Origin of the sequence: Streptomyces sp. NPDC048420, from assembly GCF_040651535.1 — a bacterium.
In the GTDB taxonomy this organism is placed as follows: Bacteria; Actinomycetota; Actinomycetes; order Streptomycetales; family Streptomycetaceae; genus Streptomyces.
This window is the reverse complement of the sequence record NZ_JBEZKG010000036.1, coordinates 41,462-59,066: the sequence shown is the minus strand read 5'-3', so window position 1 is coordinate 59,066 and position 17,605 is coordinate 41,462. Positions and strand designations below refer to the sequence as shown.

General features: G+C 69.6%; 22 protein-coding genes. 13 read left to right on the top strand and 9 right to left on the bottom strand.

The window, feature by feature from the left end; genetic code table 11:
* Positions 1–66: 66 nt before the first annotated feature.
* The 3 genes from AB0D34_RS41990 to rpmB form a co-directional block, all read right to left on the bottom strand.
* Positions 67–579, bottom strand: coding sequence for a hypothetical protein (locus tag AB0D34_RS41990; protein ID WP_362672145.1), 513 nt, complete (start codon positions 577–579; stop codon positions 67–69).
* A gap of 67 nt (positions 580–646) precedes the next feature.
* Complete coding sequence (gene rpsN / locus AB0D34_RS41985; protein WP_362672143.1) at positions 647–952, bottom strand: 30S ribosomal protein S14; 306 nt, start codon at positions 950–952, stop codon at positions 647–649.
* 21 nt (positions 953–973) lie between these two features.
* Positions 974–1,210 (bottom strand): 50S ribosomal protein L28, encoded by a 237-nt coding sequence (gene rpmB, locus AB0D34_RS41980; protein ID WP_362672140.1) that lies wholly within the window; start codon positions 1,208–1,210, stop codon positions 974–976.
* Positions 1,211–1,272: 62 nt separating this feature from the next.
* Between rpmB and rpmG the strand changes: the two genes are divergently transcribed.
* The 5 genes from rpmG to AB0D34_RS41955 all read left to right on the top strand — a co-directional run bounded on the left by rpmG (position 1,273) and on the right by AB0D34_RS41955 (position 3,652).
* A complete protein-coding gene (gene rpmG / locus AB0D34_RS41975; protein WP_019753828.1) occupies positions 1,273–1,437 on the top strand; it encodes a 50S ribosomal protein L33 in 165 nt (54 codons plus the stop codon).
* Positions 1,438–1,442: 5 nt separating this feature from the next.
* Positions 1,443–1,691 carry a type B 50S ribosomal protein L31 gene (locus AB0D34_RS41970; RefSeq protein ID WP_362672138.1) on the top strand — a complete coding sequence of 83 codons (249 nt, stop codon included), beginning with the start codon at positions 1,443–1,445 and terminating at the stop codon, positions 1,689–1,691.
* Positions 1,691–2,929: a GTP-binding protein gene (locus AB0D34_RS41965; protein WP_362672136.1), complete on the top strand. Its 1,239-nt coding sequence runs from the start codon at positions 1,691–1,693 to the stop codon at positions 2,927–2,929. The genes AB0D34_RS41970 and AB0D34_RS41965 overlap by 1 nt, the downstream gene beginning before the upstream one ends.
* Before the next feature lie 5 nt (positions 2,930–2,934).
* A complete protein-coding gene (gene rpsR, locus AB0D34_RS41960; RefSeq protein ID WP_224737353.1) occupies positions 2,935–3,168 on the top strand; it encodes a 30S ribosomal protein S18 in 234 nt (77 codons plus the stop codon).
* A gap of 241 nt (positions 3,169–3,409) precedes the next feature.
* Positions 3,410–3,652: a DUF397 domain-containing protein gene (locus AB0D34_RS41955; RefSeq protein ID WP_362672134.1), complete on the top strand. Its 243-nt coding sequence runs from the start codon at positions 3,410–3,412 to the stop codon at positions 3,650–3,652.
* Between the two features lie 89 nt (positions 3,653–3,741).
* Here AB0D34_RS41955 and AB0D34_RS41950 read toward each other — a convergent pair whose 3' ends face one another.
* Positions 3,742–4,242: an ATP-binding protein gene (locus tag AB0D34_RS41950; RefSeq protein ID WP_362672132.1), complete on the bottom strand. Its 501-nt coding sequence runs from the start codon at positions 4,240–4,242 to the stop codon at positions 3,742–3,744.
* A gap of 365 nt (positions 4,243–4,607) precedes the next feature.
* Between AB0D34_RS41950 and AB0D34_RS41945 the strand changes: the two genes are divergently transcribed.
* The 6 genes from AB0D34_RS41945 to AB0D34_RS41920 all read left to right on the top strand — a co-directional run bounded on the left by AB0D34_RS41945 (position 4,608) and on the right by AB0D34_RS41920 (position 10,116).
* Positions 4,608–5,432, top strand: coding sequence for a helix-turn-helix transcriptional regulator (locus tag AB0D34_RS41945; RefSeq protein ID WP_362672173.1), 825 nt, complete (start codon positions 4,608–4,610; stop codon positions 5,430–5,432).
* Positions 5,433–5,544: 112 nt separating this feature from the next.
* The gene (locus tag AB0D34_RS41940; RefSeq protein ID WP_362672130.1) at positions 5,545–7,005 is read left to right on the top strand and encodes an aldehyde dehydrogenase family protein; all 1,461 of its coding nucleotides are present in this window, start codon (positions 5,545–5,547) and stop codon (positions 7,003–7,005) included.
* Between the two features lie 120 nt (positions 7,006–7,125).
* Positions 7,126–7,662 (top strand): DinB family protein, encoded by a 537-nt coding sequence (locus AB0D34_RS41935; protein ID WP_362672129.1) that lies wholly within the window; start codon positions 7,126–7,128, stop codon positions 7,660–7,662.
* Between the two features lie 18 nt (positions 7,663–7,680).
* Entirely contained in the window at positions 7,681–8,322 is a 642-nt protein-coding gene (locus AB0D34_RS41930; protein ID WP_362672127.1) for a PadR family transcriptional regulator, read from the top strand.
* 82 nt (positions 8,323–8,404) lie between these two features.
* Entirely contained in the window at positions 8,405–9,358 is a 954-nt protein-coding gene (locus tag AB0D34_RS41925; RefSeq protein ID WP_362672124.1) for an ATP-binding cassette domain-containing protein, read from the top strand.
* Positions 9,355–10,116, top strand: a complete 762-nt coding sequence (locus AB0D34_RS41920; RefSeq protein ID WP_362672121.1) for an ABC transporter permease — start codon at positions 9,355–9,357, stop codon at positions 10,114–10,116. Before AB0D34_RS41925 ends, AB0D34_RS41920 begins: the two co-directional genes overlap by 4 nt.
* A 164-nt stretch (positions 10,117–10,280) precedes the next feature.
* Here AB0D34_RS41920 and AB0D34_RS41915 read toward each other — a convergent pair whose 3' ends face one another.
* Positions 10,281–11,687, bottom strand: a complete 1,407-nt coding sequence (locus tag AB0D34_RS41915) for a glutamate decarboxylase (protein WP_362672118.1) — start codon at positions 11,685–11,687, stop codon at positions 10,281–10,283.
* Between the two features lie 30 nt (positions 11,688–11,717).
* Complete coding sequence (locus AB0D34_RS41910; protein WP_362672115.1) at positions 11,718–12,998, bottom strand: ion channel protein; 1,281 nt, start codon at positions 12,996–12,998, stop codon at positions 11,718–11,720.
* Positions 12,999–13,115: 117 nt separating this feature from the next.
* Between AB0D34_RS41910 and AB0D34_RS41905 the strand changes: the two genes are divergently transcribed.
* Positions 13,116–13,877, top strand: a complete 762-nt coding sequence (locus tag AB0D34_RS41905) for a MerR family transcriptional regulator (protein WP_362672113.1) — start codon at positions 13,116–13,118, stop codon at positions 13,875–13,877.
* 16 nt (positions 13,878–13,893) lie between these two features.
* Here AB0D34_RS41905 and AB0D34_RS41900 read toward each other — a convergent pair whose 3' ends face one another.
* Positions 13,894–14,259, bottom strand: a complete 366-nt coding sequence (locus tag AB0D34_RS41900; protein WP_266561228.1) for a YbjQ family protein — start codon at positions 14,257–14,259, stop codon at positions 13,894–13,896.
* 130 nt (positions 14,260–14,389) lie between these two features.
* Here AB0D34_RS41900 and AB0D34_RS41895 point away from each other — a divergent pair, with 130 nt between their 5' ends.
* Positions 14,390–15,256 carry a VTT domain-containing protein gene (locus AB0D34_RS41895; protein WP_362672111.1) on the top strand — a complete coding sequence of 289 codons (867 nt, stop codon included), beginning with the start codon at positions 14,390–14,392 and terminating at the stop codon, positions 15,254–15,256.
* Positions 15,257–15,274: 18 nt separating this feature from the next.
* Here AB0D34_RS41895 and AB0D34_RS41890 read toward each other — a convergent pair whose 3' ends face one another.
* Positions 15,275–16,942 carry a threonine/serine exporter family protein gene (locus tag AB0D34_RS41890; RefSeq protein ID WP_362672109.1) on the bottom strand — a complete coding sequence of 556 codons (1,668 nt, stop codon included), beginning with the start codon at positions 16,940–16,942 and terminating at the stop codon, positions 15,275–15,277.
* Positions 16,943–17,043: 101 nt separating this feature from the next.
* A complete protein-coding gene (locus AB0D34_RS41885; RefSeq protein WP_059193998.1) occupies positions 17,044–17,535 on the bottom strand; it encodes an inorganic diphosphatase in 492 nt (163 codons plus the stop codon).
* Between the last annotated feature and the right edge of the window lie 70 nt (positions 17,536–17,605).

Genomic DNA, 17,605 nt, shown 5'->3' with positions numbered 1-17,605 from the left:
GATCCGGTGCATGGATCATCACGCATCACGGCACACCACGGTTGCCCACCCCCACCCAGCCCGGTGTCAGGACCCGAGGCTCGCCGTCGGGAACCCGCTCGGCAGCTCGCCGCCCTTGGCCCGGGTGTAGGTCTCGGTTCCGGCATCGCCCGACCACTTCACCCTGAGGGTGTCCTTGTCCACCGACTCGATGGTCCCGTCACCCCGGTCCTTGCTGCCGTCCGTGCACTTCAGACGGATCGTTTCGGCACTCGCGGAGCCGCTGCACACCGTGCCGCCGGTGACGAAGAGCCCGGCCTGGTCACCGTTGACCAGGAGCACCACGGCCTTGCCGCCGGCGGTGGCCAGCCAGCTGCCCGCCACCTCACCGGAGGACTGCGTGCCGCCGGAGCCCCCGTCGCCGGAAGCGGAGGCCGAGGCGGACGCCGACGACGAGACGGTCGTACTGGAGCCGGGCGACGGCTCGTCGTCCGAGCCCCCGCCACTGCACGCGGTCAGGGCGAGCGCGCCCGCCAGCCCCGCGGCCGCGAGCGCGGCCCGCCGACGCGACGCGGTGCGCGAGAAGAACGCCGTAGTCACTGGAAGCTCCAAGCTGTAGCAGGCGGCCGGACGGACCGCAGCAAGCTACCAGCACCACCCCTGAGAGCTACCAGGACGATTTGCGCACACCTGGCAGATATCCCGCGTGCGCCTGCTCCCGCAGTCCCACCCGGGACAGCCCGAAGGCCCGGAAGTAGCCGCGCGGCCGTCCGTCCACCTGGTCGCGGTTGCGCACACGCGTGGCGCTCGCGTCCCGCGGCTGCCGGCGCAACTCCTCCTGCGCCGCGAGCCGTTCGGCATCGGTGGAGGACGGCCTGCGGATGATCTCCTTCAGCTCGGCCCGCCGTACGGCGTACCGCGCGACGACCTCCTGGCGCTTCTCGTTCTTCGCGATCTTGCTCTTCTTCGCCATACCGGTTCTCCCCTCGAATCCTCAGACCCGCACACCGCGCGTGCGGATCCGCGCCACGGCCGCCTCGACGCCGATCGTGTCGACGGTCTTGATGCCCTTGGTGCTCAGCCGCAGCCGCACGTACCGGCCCTCGCTGGGCAGCCAGTAGCGCTTGGACTGGATGTTGGGGTCGAAGCGGCGCGAAGTGCGCCGGTGGGAGTGGGAGATGCGGTTGCCGAAGCCCGGCTGGGCGCCGGTCAGCATGCAGTGGGCGGACACGGGTGATGCACCTCTCTCGAAGCAGTTGTGTAAATGGAATTCATTTTCAGTAAGATAGCAGCATGGCACGCAACGAACTCCGCCCGGTCATCAAGCTCCGGTCCACCGCCGGGACCGGTTTCACCTATGTGACCCGCAAGAACCGCCGCAACGACCCGGACCGTATGACCCTGCGGAAGTACGACCCGGTCGTCGGCCGCCACGTCGACTTCCGAGAGGAGCGCTGATCCCCGTGCGTCAGGGCATCCACCCCGCCTACGGCCCCGTCGTCTTCCGCGACCGTGCCGCCGGCTACGCCTTCCTGTCCCGCTCGACCATGACGAGCGAGAAGACGGTCGAGTGGGAGGACGGCAACACCTACCCGGTCGTCGACGTCGAGATCTCGAACGTCAGCCACCCCTTCTACACGGGTACCGCGCGCGTGCTGGACACCGCCGGACGCGTGGAGCGCTTCGAGCGCCGGTACGGAAAGAAGGGCTGATGCTCTCCGTCGTGATCGTCGGCGGGCTGCACGCCGACGCCCGCAAGGCGGCCGTCGGGCAACTGCTCGCCGACGTGCCGGGCAGTGTCGTCCTCCACCACGACCTGGCGACGGCCGCGGCCGGCACCGTCGTACGGACGATCCGCGACGCCACCGGCATCCTGTCCGCGGGCGAGACGCCCCTGGTCAACGACTGCGCCTGCTGCGCGCTCCGGGAGGACCTGGTCCCGGAGCTGCGCCGCCTGGACGCGGCCGGCACGCTCCGGCTCGCGGTCGTCGAACTGTGGGACTCCGTCGAGCCCAAGGCGATGGCCGAGGTGGTCGCGGCCGGTGGCCTCACGGTCACCGGCGTGATCACCGCGGTCGACCCGGCACTCATGCTGCCGTACCTCGGCAACGGCGACGACCTCGCCGAGCGCGGCCTCGCCGCCGCGGCCACCGACCAGCGCACGGTCGCCGACACCTTCGCCCGCCAGCTGGAGTACGCCCCCGTCCTCGCCGTCCTCGACTCCCCGGAGGCCGACGAGGAGGACCGTGAACTCCTCGCCCAGCTGCACCCGACGGCCCACCAGGTCCCGATCGGCGCGGCCGGGCCCGCAACGCACCCCACGGACCGGCCCTCGGACCGGCCCAGGGCGCACCCCGCTGACCGGCCCACCGACGCGGCCGGCACCCGCTATCCGGTACGACCGTCCGCGCACTCGGCGCTCGCGCGGGCCGCCCTCGCGGGCTTCGACGTGGAGTCCGCGGCGGCCGCCCAGCACCCGGCGTGCGCGCTGCTGCCCGCCGAGGCCGACGCACACGGCGTCTGCACGCTCGTCTGGCACCGTCGTCGACCGTTCCACCCGGAGCGGCTCTACGAGGCCCTGGAGGACATCACCTGCGCGGCCGCCCGCAGCCGGGGCCGGTTCTGGCTCGCCGACAAGCCGGACGTGCTGCTGCACTGGGACGCGGCCGGCGGCGCCCTGTGCGTGGAGAGCGTGGGCCCCTGGCTCGCGTCGCTCCCGGACGCGGCGTGGGACATGGTCCCGCCGGTGCGCCGGGCGGCCGCCGCGATGGACTGGCACCCCGAGCACGGCGACTGCTGCCAGCACCTCGTCTTCACCTCGCCCGGACTCGACCGCGACGGACTCGAACGGCTCCTGGAGTCCTGCCTGTTGACCGATGCCGAGTACGCCGCCGGGCGGGACGCCTGGAAGCAGCTCCCGCCCGCCTTCGACACCCTCCTGGAGGTCTGACCCGCATGCCCCGCAAGCCCGAACGCAAGCCCGCCAAGAACCGTCCCAACCCGCTGGACCAGGCCAAGATCACGTACATTGACTACAAGGACACCGACCTGCTGCGGAAGTTCATCTCCGACCGGGGCAAGATCCGCAGTCGCCGGGTCACCCGCGTGACGGCCCAGCAGCAGCGGTTGCTGGCGCGAGCGATCAAGAACGCGAGGGAGATGGCACTGCTGCCGTACAGCAGCCGCTGAGCCGTCCTTCCCCGGAAGGTGGAACACCGGCGGCGTCATCCGCGTCTCTTCCTAGGAGTACGGGGTCGTCCCTGGCACAGGGAACGGATGGCGCGCCTCACACGTCACATCTGTAACCACAGGAACACCCCTCGTGCACGTGCATCTGCTCATGCATCTGCACGTGAACAGAGCTATGATCCGGACCAGTTGACCACTGCATCACTGGCCACATGGCCACCGCACCACCGGGGAGCGACTTGTGGACCTCGACGTGTACAACGGCATGACGGCCACGACTTTGCACGGGGTGGCCTGGCAGAAGAGTCGGCACAGCAACTCGCAGGGATCCTGCGTGGAGTTCGCGCGCCTGCCGGACGGAGGCGTCGCCGTGCGCAACTCCCGTTTCCCGGACGGTCCCGCGCTCGTCTACACGCGCGCGGAGATCGAGGCGATGCTGCTCGGCATCAAGGACGGCGAGTTCGACCATCTGATCGCGGGCTGATCCCCGGTCACCTCGGACGACCGAGGGTGACCGGGGTCGTGCGCTGGGTAACGCGCGTAGAACCGCGGCGTCGAAAACGCCGCGGTGTGTCACTCGGTCGAGGCCGACGGGGCTGCCGAGTGCGGCCGGAGCCGGAACAGTGCCCAGACCACCTTGCCGCCCAGCGCCCCCGCCATCGGGTGCCATCCCCAGCCGTCGCTGAAGGAGTCGACGAGGAACAGCCCACGTCCCGACTCCGCCGAGAAGTCGTCGGAATCGCGCGCGATCGGACTGTCCTGGCTGGGATCGCGCACCGCGCACACCAACCGCTCGGTCCACCGCATCAGATGCAGCCGCACGGGCGGGTTCTGTTCCCCGGGGTACGCGCCGTTCGCCGGCATGGCGTGCCGCAGCGCGTTGGTGACGAGTTCGGAGACCACCAGACAGACGTCGTCGAAGCAGTCGTCCAGCTCCCACTGGTCGAGCGTTCTGCGGGTGAACCTCCGTGCGTCGCCCACCGCTTCGTAGCAGCCGGGCAGAGAACAGGAGGCGGCGTCGGACACGGCCGCGGGATCCAGCGGCGGAAGGCCCTGCCGTAACGGCTCGAGCATGGTCGATCCATTCATCCCCATGCGAGGCACTCCCGGGAATTCGCGGTCGTTGCGATACAGCGGTTGCGCGGGACCATGGTTTCGGATGAGCGGTGCAGATGCAAGGTGCAGATGCACGTGCACGTGACCGAATTGGACCCTCCCGTACCGCTTCTTGGTCATTTTTTCCGCCATCTTCTCCCCTACTTCTTGCCTCTTTCTCTCCATCTCCTGTCCCGCCCCTGTGCGCAATCTTTGGCTTCTTTCCATCTCTGTAATCGGACGAGTACTGCTCGGAGTGTTTTAGTGGCAGACTTCGGCCCCTGAAGACGTTGGGGAGGCTGGCGAACGTGAGCGCGGGAGAGCCCGGATCGGTGGTGCGGCGGATGCTGCTCGGCTCGCAACTCAGGCGACTGCGTGAGGCACGCAACATCACGCGCGAGGCGGCGGGTTACTCGATCCGCGCCTCCGAGTCGAAGATCAGCCGGATGGAACTGGGCCGGGTGAGCTTCAAGACGCGTGACGTCGAGGACCTGCTGACGCTCTACGGCATCACGGACGAGCAGGAGCGCGCCTCACTCCTCTCCCTCGCCCGCGAGGCCAACGTCGCGGGCTGGTGGCACAGTTACTCCGACGTCCTGCCGAGCTGGTTCCCCACCTATGTCGGCCTGGAGGGCGCCGCCTCCCTCATCCGCGCGTACGAGGTCCAGTTCATCCACGGGCTGCTGCAGACCGAGGCGTATGCACGTGCAGTCGTCCGGCGCGGGATGAAGGGCGCGAGCGAGGCGGACGTAGAGAAGCGGGTGGCCCTGCGCCTGGAGCGTCAGAAGCACCTCGCCGACGAAGGCGGCCCCGAGTTCCACGTGATCCTCGACGAGGCGTCCCTGCGCCGCCCGTACGGCGACCGCGCGGTGATGCGCGGCCAGCTCCAGCACCTCATCGAGATCTCCGAACGCCCCAACGTACGGCTGCAGATCATGCCGTTCGGCTTCGGCGGACACTCCGGTGAGAGCGGCGCGTTCACGATCCTCAGCTTCACCGAGTCCGACCTGACCGATGTCGTCTATCTGGAGCAGCTCACCAGCGCGCTCTACCTCGACAAGCGCGAGGACGTGGCGCAGTACGAGAAGGCGCTCAAGGAGCTCCAGCAGGACAGTCCGGGCCTGGACGAGAGCCGGGATCTCCTGCGGGGTCTCCTCCAGCTCTCCTAGGGTTCTCCCCAGAAGATTGCTCAGCGTGCCCAACTGGCGGGCCGCGCAAGTACGATGACGTGTGATCAGACCGTCACGTTGATCGTGTGTCTGCTAGTGATTTGGGGATCACATGTCGTCGTACTTCACTGACCTGGCCCAGCAGTACATCGACGGTGAGTGGCGCCCGGGTACCGGTTCCTGGGACATCATCGACTTCAACCCGTACGACGACGAGAAGCTGGCGTCGATCACCATAGCCACGGTCGACGAGGTCGACGAGGCCTTCCAGGCCGCCGCACGCGCACAGAAGCAGTGGGCCGCGACCAACCCCTACGCCCGCCGGACGGTGTTCGAGAAGGCCCTCAAGCTCATCGAGGAGCGCGAGGGCGAGATCGCCGAGGCGATCATCGCGGAGCTCGGCGGCACCCACCTGAAGGCCGGCTTCGAACTCCACCTCGCCAAGGAGTTCCTGCGCGAGGCGATCCACCTCTCCCTGCGCCCCGAGGGCAAGATCATTCCCTCGCCGGTGGACGGCAAGGAGAACCGCGTCTACCGCGTCCCGGTCGGTGTCGTGGGCGTGATCAGCCCCTTCAACTTCCCCTTCCTGCTGTCGCTCAAGTCGGTCGCCCCGGCGCTCGCGCTCGGCAACGCCGTCGTCCTCAAGCCGCACCAGAACACCCCGATCGTCGGCGGCTCCCTGGTCGCGAAGCTCTTCGAGGACGCGGGCCTGCCCGGCGGTCTGCTCAACGTCGTCATCACCGACATCGCCGAGATCGGCGACGCCTTCCTGGAGCACCCGATCCCGAAGGTCATCTCCTTCACCGGCTCCGACAAGGTCGGCCGCCACGTGGCCACGGTCTGCGCGGCCAACTTCAAGCGCTCGGTCCTCGAACTCGGCGGAAACAGCGCGCTGGTGGTCCTCGACGACGCCGACATCGACTACGCGGTCGACGCGGCGGTCTTCAGCCGCTACGTCCACCAGGGCCAGGTCTGCATGGCCGCCAACCGCGTCCTGGTGGACCGCAGCGTCGCCGACGAGTTCACCGAGAAGTTCGTGGCCAAGGTGCGGACCCTGAAGGTCGGCGACCCGAGCGACCCCGAGACCGTCATCGGCCCGGTCATCAACTCCTCGCAGGCGGACGCCCTTTCGAGTGTCGTCGAGCAGGCGATCGCCGAGGGCGCCACCGCGCTGGTGCACGGCACCACCACCGACAACCTGGTCGAGCCCTCGGTCCTCACCGACGTCCCCGCCGACTCCGCCCTCCTGCGGCAGGAGGTCTTCGGCCCGGTCGCCTTCCTCGTCCCCTTCGACGGCGAGGAGGAGGCCGTACGCCTGGTCAACGACACTCCGTACGGTCTGAGCGGCGCCGTCCACACCGCGAACATCGAGCGCGGTGTCGCCTTCGCCAAGCAGATCGACACCGGCATGTTCCACGTCAACGACGGCACCGTCCACGACGAGCCGATCGTCCCCTTCGGCGGCGAGAAGCACTCCGGCATCGGCCGCCTGAACGGCGACACCATGCTGGACTCCTTCACCACCACCAAGTGGATCTCGGTCCAGCACGGGCGCAGCCGCTTCCCGTTCTGATTCATCGAGTACGACCGCTGCCACGGGCTCTTTAGGACCGGAACTGTCCTAAAGAGCCCGTAGCTTCGTCGGTGTCAGGAGGAAAGCCCCCCGGCTCCACGAAAGCGAAAGGCGGCCGTCATGGTCACTCACGTTCCGGCAGAGGCGAACGGCGACGAGCGCGGAGCGCTTCTCTCCTTCCTGGAGGAGCAGCGGGGCGGTATCCGGCGAGCGGTGCTCGGGCTGACGGACGAGCAGGCCGGCAGCCGGCCGAGCGCGAGCGAGCTGTCCCTGGCCGGGCTGGTCAAGCATGTCGCCGAGGTCGAACAGGGCTGGATCGCCCGCGCCAAGGGCGAGGAGCCGGCCGTACGGCGGGACGAGTCGAACTGGCACGAGTGCTTCGCCCTGGTCGACGGTGAGACGCTCGAGTCGCAGCTGGCGTACTGGGAGAAGGTCGCCGCCGAGACGGAGGCGTTCGCCCGCTCGGCCCCGAGCCTCGACGACACCTTCGCGCTCCCGAACCAGCCCTGGTTCCCGCCCGAGGGCCGGGTCTCGGTCCGCTGGGTGTTGCTGCACCTGATCCGCGAGACGGCCCGGCACGCCGGCCACGCCGACATCATCCGCGAGTCCCTGGACGGGAAGACGGCGTTCGAGCTGGTGGCCCTCGCCGAAAAGTGAGGCCATAACCTGGACCGTATGTCAACGATCCGTCTTCTCGTGCTCGGTGCGGTCCGCCAGCACGGGCGGGCCCATGGCTACCAGGTGCGCAACGACCTGGAGTACTGGGGCGCGCACGAGTGGTCCAACGCCAAGCCCGGCTCGATCTACCACGCGCTGAAGCAGATGGCCAAGCAGGGGCTGCTGCACGCGCACGAGATCGCGCCCTCCACGGCCGGCGGGCCGCCGCGCACCGAGTACGAGATCACCGACGTGGGCACCGCGGAGTTCCTGAGGCTGGTGCGCGAGGCCCTGACCTCCTACGACCAGAAGATGGACATCAAGTCGGCGGCCATCGGCTTCATGGTCGACCTGCCCCGCGCCGAGGCGGTGGCCCTCCTCAAGGACCGCATCCGGCGCATCGAGGAGTGGCGCTCGGCCGTCACCGAGCACTATGTGCCCGAGGAGGGCCCCGGGCAGCTAGGCCACATCGGCGAGATCATGAACCTCTGGATCCACACGGCCGACGCCGAGGCCGAGTGGACCCAGGGGCTCATCGCCCGCATCGAGGACGGGGCGTACACCTTCGCCGGGGAGGGCGAGCCGTTCGTCGGCGTCCTCGCCGAGGGCGAGGAGAACCCGTATGCGACCGGGGAGCGGCATCCCGAGGACGCCCACTAATCAAGTTTGACGAGTACGAGCGAGGGCATTACTTTGGAGCTGTAGTCAAGTTTGACTACATGCTGATTCCGGAGGGAGCCCGATGACCGACGCGATCGTCGCGGAAGGCCTGCGCAAGCGCTACGGCGACAAGGACGCCCTGGGCGGGCTCGATCTGGGGGTCGCGCCCGGCAGCGTCCACGGCGTGCTCGGCCCGAACGGCGCGGGCAAGACGACCCTGGTCCGCGTCCTGTCCACACTGCTGCGGCCGGACGAGGGCCGCGTCGAGGTGGCGGGCCACGACGTGGTGCGCCAGGCCTACGAGGTACGGCTGCGCATCGGCCTGCTCGGCCAGCACGCGGCCCTCGACGAGGAGCTCGGCGGCCACCAGAACCTGGAGATGTTCGGCCGCCTCTACCACCTGGGCGCCCGCCACGCGCGCGTGCGCGCCGACGAGCTCCTGGAGCGCTTCGGCCTCGCCGACACCGGCCGCAAACCGGTCCGCGCCTACAGCGGCGGCATGCGGCGCCGCCTGGACCTCGCGGCCTCCCTGATCCGCGATCCGGAGGTGCTGTTCCTGGACGAACCCACGACCGGCCTCGACCCGCGCGGCCGCGCCGAGGTGTGGGCCGCGGTCCGCTCCCTCGCCGACGGCGGTACGACGGTCCTGCTGACCACGCAGTACCTGGAGGAGGCCGACCAGCTCGCCGACCGGATCTCGGTCGTCGACCGGGGCCGGGTCATCGCCGACGGCACCGCGGACGAGCTGAAGGCCCGGACCGGCGGTGACCGCATCGACGTGGTCCTGCGCGACGCGGGCCAACTGGGCGCGGCCGTCGCCCTGTTGCCCCTCGACGCGGCCACCGTCTCCGTCGACCCCGACCGCCGGCTGCTCAGCGCCCCGGTCACCGACCGGATGGCGGCGCTCTCCGGTGTCGTACGGGCCCTGGAGGCGGCCGGGATCGAGGCGGTGGACGTGGCCCTGCGCCGGCCCACGCTGGATGAGGTGTTCCTGCACCTCACCGGCGACGAGAACCGAGTGAAGGAGACCGTGTGAGCACCTACGCGCTGACCGATTCCTGGACCATGACCCGGCGCGAACTCGCCCACTGGACCCGGCAGCCGGTGCGGATCCTCGTCGGGCTCGTCTTCCCGGTGATGCTGCTGCTGATGTTCGGCTACCTGGTCGGCGGCGGCCGGGGTGTCGAGGGGGACTACGTCGACTACCTGGTCCCCGGGATGCTCGCGCTGACCATGGCCTTCGGGCTGGAAGCGACCATGATCGCTGTCACCCAGGACCTCAACAAGGGCGTGATCGACCGCTTCCGGTCCATGCCGATGGCCAACGGGGCCGTACTGGTCGGCCGTTCGGCCGCCGACATGCTCCAGTCGGCGCTGGGTCTGGCCGCGATGATCGGCGTGGGACACGCGATCGGCTGGCGGACGCACGGAGGTGCCGGCGGACTCCTCGCGGCGGTGGGCCTGTTGCTGCTCTTCCGGTTCGCGATGCTGTGGATCGGCATCCATCTGGCGATGGTCGCCGGGAAGCCGGAGCTGGTGCAGGCCGTGCAGATCCTGGTCTGGCCGGTCGGCTTCCTGTCCAACGCCTTCGCCACCCCCGACTCCATGCCCGGCTGGCTGGGCACGGCCGTCGAGTGGAACCCGCTCTCCCACACGGCGACGGCCGTCCGCGACCTGCTGGGCGGCCCCGGCGGGGAACCGGGCCACGTCTGGGCGGCGATCGTGTGGCCGCTGGCCCTGCTGGCGGTGTTCTTCCCGCTGGCGGTACGGAGGTTCGGGGCGCTGAGCAGGTGACGCCCGCCCCGAACCGGCCGGGGTTTCGAGCCCGCCGCGGGAAAGTGGGAACCCCGGCGCGGCGAGCGGTGTACCAGGAGTGACAGCGCGGAGCGGAGAGGTCGGATCGGGGGATCGTCATGGTGCGGGACCGGGGGAGCGGCAGGGTGGCGGGGTGGGTGCGGTCAGTGGTGGAAGCCGGTCGCCGTCCCCTTGTCGTGGGTCAGTGGGTGCGGCTGGCGGCGCAGTTCGGGCAGGAGGTGTTCCAGGTCCTCCACGAACAGATCGGCCAGGTCCGTCGAGAAGCCGTTGCGGCAGACCACCCGCAGCACCGACAGGTCCTCGCGGTGCGGCGGGAAGGTGTACGCCGGGACGAGCCAGCCGCGCTCGCGCAGCCGCCGGGAGACGTCGAACACGTCGTACGCCTCGATCCCCGGGGCCGTGGTGAACGCGAACACCGGGAGTTCGTCACCCCGGGTCAGCAGCCGGAAGTCGCCGATCGCCTCCACACGGTCGGCGACACCCCGGGCCACGTCCCGCGCCGTCTGCTGCACGGCCCGGTAGCCCTCGCGGCCCAGCCGCAGGAAGGTGTAGTACTGCGCGACGACCTGGGCACCGGGGCGCGAGAAGTTGAGCGCGAAGGTCGGCATGTCGCCGCCCAGGTAGTTCACGCGGAAGACGAGCTCCTCGGGCAGGGCCTCCTTGTCCCGCCACAGCGCCCAGCCGACCCCGGGGTAGACGAGGCCGTACTTGTGCCCGGAGGTGTTGATGGAGGCGACCCTCGGCAGCCGGAAGTCCCACACCAGGTCCTCGTCGAGGAAGGGCGCGACCATGGCGCCGGACGCCCCGTCGACGTGCACGGGGACGTCCAGCCCGGTGCGCTCCTGGAGGGCGTCGAGGGCCGCGCACAGATCGGCGATCGGCTCGTAGGAGCCGTCGAAGGTGGAGCCCAGGATGCCCACGACCCCGATGGTGTTCTCGTCGCACAGCTCGGCGGCGGCCTGCGGGTCGAGATGGAACCGGTCGCCCTCCATGGGCACCTGACGGGCCTCCACCTCCCAGAAGTTGCAGAACTTCTCCCAGCAGACCTGGACGTTGACCCCCATGACCAGATTGGGCCGCGCCCCCGGGTACCGGTCGGCGTTGCGGTGGGCCCAGCGCCGTTTGAGCGCCATGCCGGCGAGCATGCACGCCTCGCTGGAACCGGTCGTCGAACAGCCCACCGCCGCCGAGGGATCCGGCGCGTTCCACAGGTCGGCGAGCATGGCCACACAGCGCCGCTCCAGCTCCGCGGTGCGCGGGTACTCGTCCTTGTCGATCATGTTCTTGTCCCGGCACTCCGCCATCAGGTCCCCGGCCTGCGGCTCCATCCAGGTGGTGACGAAGGTGGCGAGGTTCAGCCGGGAGTTGCCGTCCAGCATCAGCTCGTCGTGGACCAGCTGCTGTGCGGTCGCCGGGGGCATCGGGGCGGTGGGGAGCCGGTGCTTGGGCGGGGCCTCGGTCATCCCGCCGACCGGATCGGCCTCGCCGTAGAAGGGATTGACGGACATCGGACGCTCGTCGGGCTTCTCGGGCCCTTTGTGCAGTGCCATGGGCGCGCCTCCTGGAGAGATCAACGTTGGTCAGTGGATTGGGGTTCCGTCCTCGCGCAGCTGCATCTGCGGCCGCCCGGTCACCAGCAGCCAGGCCGGCAGGGAGGCCATGCACAGAAGCGCGAGAATCGTGGGCGAGGACACCAGCACGGCAGCGGTGAACAGGCTCACCCAGCCCTGCCGGGTGATGGCGAGCAGCGTTCCGAGCACCCCGGCCGACACCGCGACGGCGGGATGCACGGCGTCCACCAGCGCGTGGGCGCACAACCCGAAGGCGACTCCCACGAACACGGCCGGGAAGATCCGCCCGCCACGGAAGCCGCAGGAGGCGGCGACGAGCAGCGCGGCCAGCTTCACCACCGTCATGGTGGCGAACTCCCCGGCCGACCAGCCCTCCGGATCGGCCGCCAGCTCCCCGATCTCGTCCAGCCCCTTGAAGAGGGTCAGATGGCCACCGACGGCCGCCAGCAGCCCCAGCACGAGCCCGCCGACCGGAAGCGCCACCATGGGGTGCCGCAGCCGCACGAACGCGCCGTGGACGTACGGGAACGCCAGCACGGCCGCCATGCCGAGCAGCGCCGCCGCCGACGCGATCACCAGCGCGGCCAGCAGATCGCCCCAGCCGGGCCGCCCGATCGGGGGCAGATGCAGGTCGAAGGAGGGATGGGCCACCAGGGTGGTCGTCAGCGCGCCGGCCGCGGCCGCGAGCAACGGCCCGAACACGTTGTCCCACAGCGCCCCCCTGAGCTGCCGTCCGGCCAGTGCCTCGGAGATCACCAGGGCCGCCGCCACCGGGGTGCCGAACAGCGCGCCGATCGTCGCCGCTTCCGCCAGCGCCGGCCACAGCCCACGCGGCATACGGGGGAGCAGCCGGCGCCCCAGCCAGAAGGCCAGGGCCACGTTCACGGCGATGATCGGGTTCTCGGGCCCGAGGCTCGGCCCGCCGGCGAGCATCAGAGCGGTTGCCAGCAGCAGCCCCGGCAGCACCGCGAGCGGCAGCACGGGCGCGTCCAGCCCCATGGTCGCCGGCTCCGGCCCGGCATGCCCGGGCGCCTTCCACACCACCAGACCTACGGCCACCCCGGTCGCCGTGAGCATCACCAGCATCCACAGCACGGAGTACCGGCCCACCCCCAGCGCGTCCGGCAGGTTCCGCCACAGCAGGTGCTGGAGTTCCTCGGCCGCCACGCTCACCCCGACCAGGAGCAGACTCGCGCCCACGCCCACCACGAGAGCCGGGAGGATCAGCGGCAGCAGAGCGCGCGCCGGAGTCGCCGGGGCGGGTGCCTGCTGCGCGGTGTCCTGGGCCACGGGCTCACGATAAGCGCACAAAACGGGCGTGACATCCGGAGGTTCTCCTGCCGGGGTTGCACCTCACGTGGCGTGAGGAGCCACCGTGGAGCGCGTACCGAGAAGGGAGCAGACGAAGTGAGCTACTCCGTGGGACAGGTCGCGGGCTTCGCCGGTGTCACCGTGCGCACGCTGCACCACTACGACGACATCGGCCTGCTCACCCCGAGCGAGCGCAGCCACGCGGGCCACCGGCGCTACGGCGACGCGGACCTCGACCGGCTGCAGCAGATCCTGTTCTACCGCGAGCTCGGCTTCCCGCTCGACGAGGTCGCCGCCCTGCTCGACGACCCGGCCGCGGACCCGCGCGCGCACCTGCGCCGCCAGCACGAACTGCTGACCGCCCGGATCGAGAAGCTGCAGAAGATGGCGGCGGCCGTGGAACACGCCATGGAGGCACGCAAGATGGGGATAAATCTGACGCCGGAGGAGAAGTTCGAGGTGTTCGGGGACAAGGACCCGGAGCAGTACGCCGAGGAGGCGGAACAGCGCTGGGGCGGCACGGAGGCATACGCCGAGTCGCAGCGCCGCGCCGCGAACTACACCAAGGACGACTGGAAGCGCATGCAGGCCGAGGTGGCCGACTGGGGCGAGCGCTACGACGCCCTGATGGCCGCCGGCGAACCATCCACCGGCGAGGCGGCCATGGACATGGCCGAGGAGCACCGGCAGCACATCTGCGGCTGGTTCTACGACTGCCCGTACGAGATGCACCAGGGTCTGGCCGAGATGTACGTGTCGGACGAGCGCTTCAAGGCGTTCTACGACTCCATGCGCCCCGGTCTGGCAGAGCACCTCAGGGAGGCGATCACGGCCAACGCGGCCCGCCACACCTCGTAGTCGTCCGGCCCGGGATCTACTCCCGGGTCAGGACCACCGCCGTACCGTAGGCGCACACCTCCGTGCCCACGTCCGCCGCCTCCGTCACGTCGAAGCGGAACATCAGCACGGCGTTCGCCCCACGCGCGCGTGCCTGCTCGACAAGGCGCTCCATGGCCTGGTTGCGGGTCTGCACCAGCGTCTTGGTGAGCCCTTTGAGCTCACCGCCGACCATCGACTTCAGCCCGGCACCGATCTGGCTGCCGAGATGCCGGGAGCGCACGGTCAACCCGAAGACCTCGCCCAGCACCTCCTGGACCCGGTGGCCGGGCACGTCGTTCGTGGTCACCACGAGCACGTCTGGCTGGGGCCCCTGGCCGCCGCCGTATTCGTCAATACCCATGGCTCACAGCTTGGTCCCGGACGGGCCACAGTGCATCCTGGGGAGCCCCATGGAACCTGGGTCCCCACGGCTGCGTTGATACTTTTGGGCAGCCAGCCCCGCCCGCCCCACCAGCAGGAGCCACAATCCCGTGACCACGCTCGCGCTCGGCCCCGAGTGGATCAGTCCCGACTATCTGATCCAGACCTTCAGCCTGCCAGGCATCCTGCTGATCGTCTTCGCCGAGTCGGGTCTCTTCGCGTTCCTGCCGGGCGACTCCCTGCTGTTCACGGCGGGCCTGTTCGTGGCCGAGGGGAACTTCATCAGCCAGCCCCTGTGGCTGGTCTGCACGCTCATCGTGCTGGCCGCCGTCCTCGGCGACCAGGTCGGCTACATGATCGGCAAGTTCTTCGGACCGAAGCTCTTCAGCCGCCCCAACTCCAAGCTCTTCAAACAGGAGAACCTGGAGAAGGCCCACGAGTTCATGGAGAAGTACGGCCCCAAGGCCATCGTCATGGCCCGCTTCGTCCCGATCGTGCGCACCTTCGCCCCCATCGTGGCGGGCGCCGGCCGGATGAAGTACCGCACCTTCCTGACGTACAACATCATCGGTGGCGTGGCCTGGGGCACGGGTGTCACCCTCGCCGGCTACTGGCTCGGCCAGATCGACGTCATCAAGAAGAACGTCGAGGCGATCCTGGTCCTGATCGTCCTGGTCTCGGTGGTCCCGATCATCATCGAGTACCTGCGCGAGCGCGGAAAGAAGAAGCGCGCGGCGGCACAGGCCCCGCCCCAGCAGCCGTACCAGCCGATGGACGACGCGACGACCCAGCTCCGCCGCATCCCGTCTGAGGACGAGCAGCAGCAGCCACCTCAGCAGCAGCACAACGGCTACGACCAGTACTACGGCCAGCAGCCGCAACAACAGCAGCCGTATGCCCAGCAGTACCCGCAGAACTACGGCAACCAGCAGTACGGCCAGCAGAACCAGCAGAACCCCTACAACCAGGGGTACTGAGACCTGCCGGGGCGCGGGTCAGAACCCCCGCGTCCTCTTGGCGGCCCGCCGCTTCCCCGCAGACCCCACCCTCAAGAACAGCCGGGAAATCTCCGACCCCAGGTTGACCCCGATGGCGATGGCCATAGCCAGCGCCGCCGCCTTCGACAGTGACACCAGCCCCTCGTCGACGTCGTTCCCGGCGATCGACAACAACCCGAAGTACGTGGCGGAACCCGGCAGCAGCGGCCCGATCGCCGCGGTCGTGTAGGGGAGCGCGGAAGCGAACCGGTACCGGGACAGCAACTGCCCGAACAACCCGACCAGCCCCGCCGCCACGGCCGTGGACGCGACCGGCGAGAACTCCCCGGTGTAGTGCATCGCCCCGTACACACACCAGGCGACACCACCGTTCAAGGTCACGGCCAGCACGGTGGATCGTTCCTGCTGCAACAGCACGGCGAACGTCAGCGACAGCAGCATCGACGCCGCGATCTGCCAGAGCGGCTGCGACCCCGTGGACAGCGCCTCGTCGGGATTGAGACGCGCCCCCAGCTGCACGCCCACGTAGAGCATCACCAGCACGCCCACGACGATGCCGACGAAGAAGTACATGACCTCCAGCAGGCGGGCCGACGCGGTGATGTAGAAGCCGGTCAGGCCGTCCTGGACGCCCGCCACCAGGGCCCGCCCCGGCAGCAGGGCGAACAGTCCACCGGTGATGACCGCGGACGCCTTCACGTCGACGTGGGCCAGCGTCAGGGCGATCCCGATCGCCGCGGGCGGCATCGCGGCGACCGTGAACTGGTAGAACTCCGGCAGCCCCCGCCCCGCACACAGCCACGCCAGCCGGTCGCCGAGCATCGCGCCGAGCATGGCCGCGACGAACACGACCAGGTCACCGCCGACGAGTACGGACGCCGCGGCCGCGAGCAGCCCGCTCGCCAGGGTCAGCACCCAGGTCGGATACGGGTGCCGGTTGCGCCGGATCTCGGCGAGCCGCCGGTACGCCTCCTCCAGGGAGATGGCCGTCTCGGGGTCGCTGAGGTCGTCCACCAGCTGGAAGACGGCCGCGAGACGCGTGTAGTCGGTTCCGCGCCGTCGCACGGTCCTGGACGCCGTCACGGGGTCGTCCACGAGCGACGGCTGGTAGGAGATCGACAGCAGCGTGAAGGTGACGTTCGGCTCGCAGCGGTCGAGAGCGTAGGACCGGCAGACGGCGAACATCGCCGCCTCCACGTCCTCCGCGCCCTCACCGCCCGCGAGCAGCAGTTCGCCGATACGCAGGGTCAGGTCGAGCACACGCGGGACGGCCGGGCCGGCATCGTCCTCGGACTTCTGCACCGGTTCCGGCGCGGGCCGCTCGGCCACCGGCATCCGCAGCATCGTGCGCATCCGGTCCTGCCAGGGCACGTCCTTGGTGAGACTGACCACTGGTATGCCGGTCGCCGGAGTGAACGCGGGGGGCGCGTCCCTCGCGCTGTACGTGCGGGGCGTGTTGAACGCCGACCCCTCCGGCTCGGCGGTGGACGGCTGCGGCACCTCCAGCCCCTTGGGCACCGCGAACTCCGACGTGGTCTCCGGCTCGCCGCCGACGCCTCTGGGCATGGCGAGCCCGTCGGGAACGGCGAACTCGGACGTGATCTCGGAGTCGTAGAAACTCCTCGCCTCGTCCGACTGCGGCTTGCGGTGCTCCGCCTCCGTCACTCCGTAACGCTCCCTGAACGACACATTCCGTAAGCCTCAGTATGCGCGGGCATGCGAACGGGCCACACGCGTGTGCGTGCGGCCCGTCAGCGACTCGGGGCTCAGTGGCCGCCCTGGTCCTTGAAGCGCTTGTAGGACCGCTCGATCTCGGCCTCGGCGTCGGTGCGGCCGACCCAGTCGGCGCCCTCGACGGACTTGCCGGGCTCCAGGTCCTTGTAGACCTCGAAGAAGTGCTGGATCTCCAGGCGGTCGAACTCGGAGACGTGGTGGATGTCGCGCAGGTGCTCGACACGCGGGTCCGTCGCCGGGACGCACAGCAGCTTGTCGTCGCCGCCCGCCTCGTCCGTCATGCGGAACATGCCGATCGCACGGCACTTGATGAGACAGCCCGGGAACGTCGGCTCGTCAAGAATGACCAGCGCGTCCAGCGGGTCGCCGTCCTCGCCGAGGGTGTTCTCGACGAAGCCGTAGTCGGTCGGGTAGGCGGTCGAGGTGAAGAGTCGACGGTCCAGGCGGATCCGACCGGTCTCGTGGTCCACCTCGTACTTGTTCCGCGAACCCTTCGGGATCTCGATCGTGACGTCGAACTCCACCGGTGGCTCCTCCATGATCAACACATAGTTCTGGTGGTTAAGTGTCCCTCACGCCGGTGTGTGATCGCGA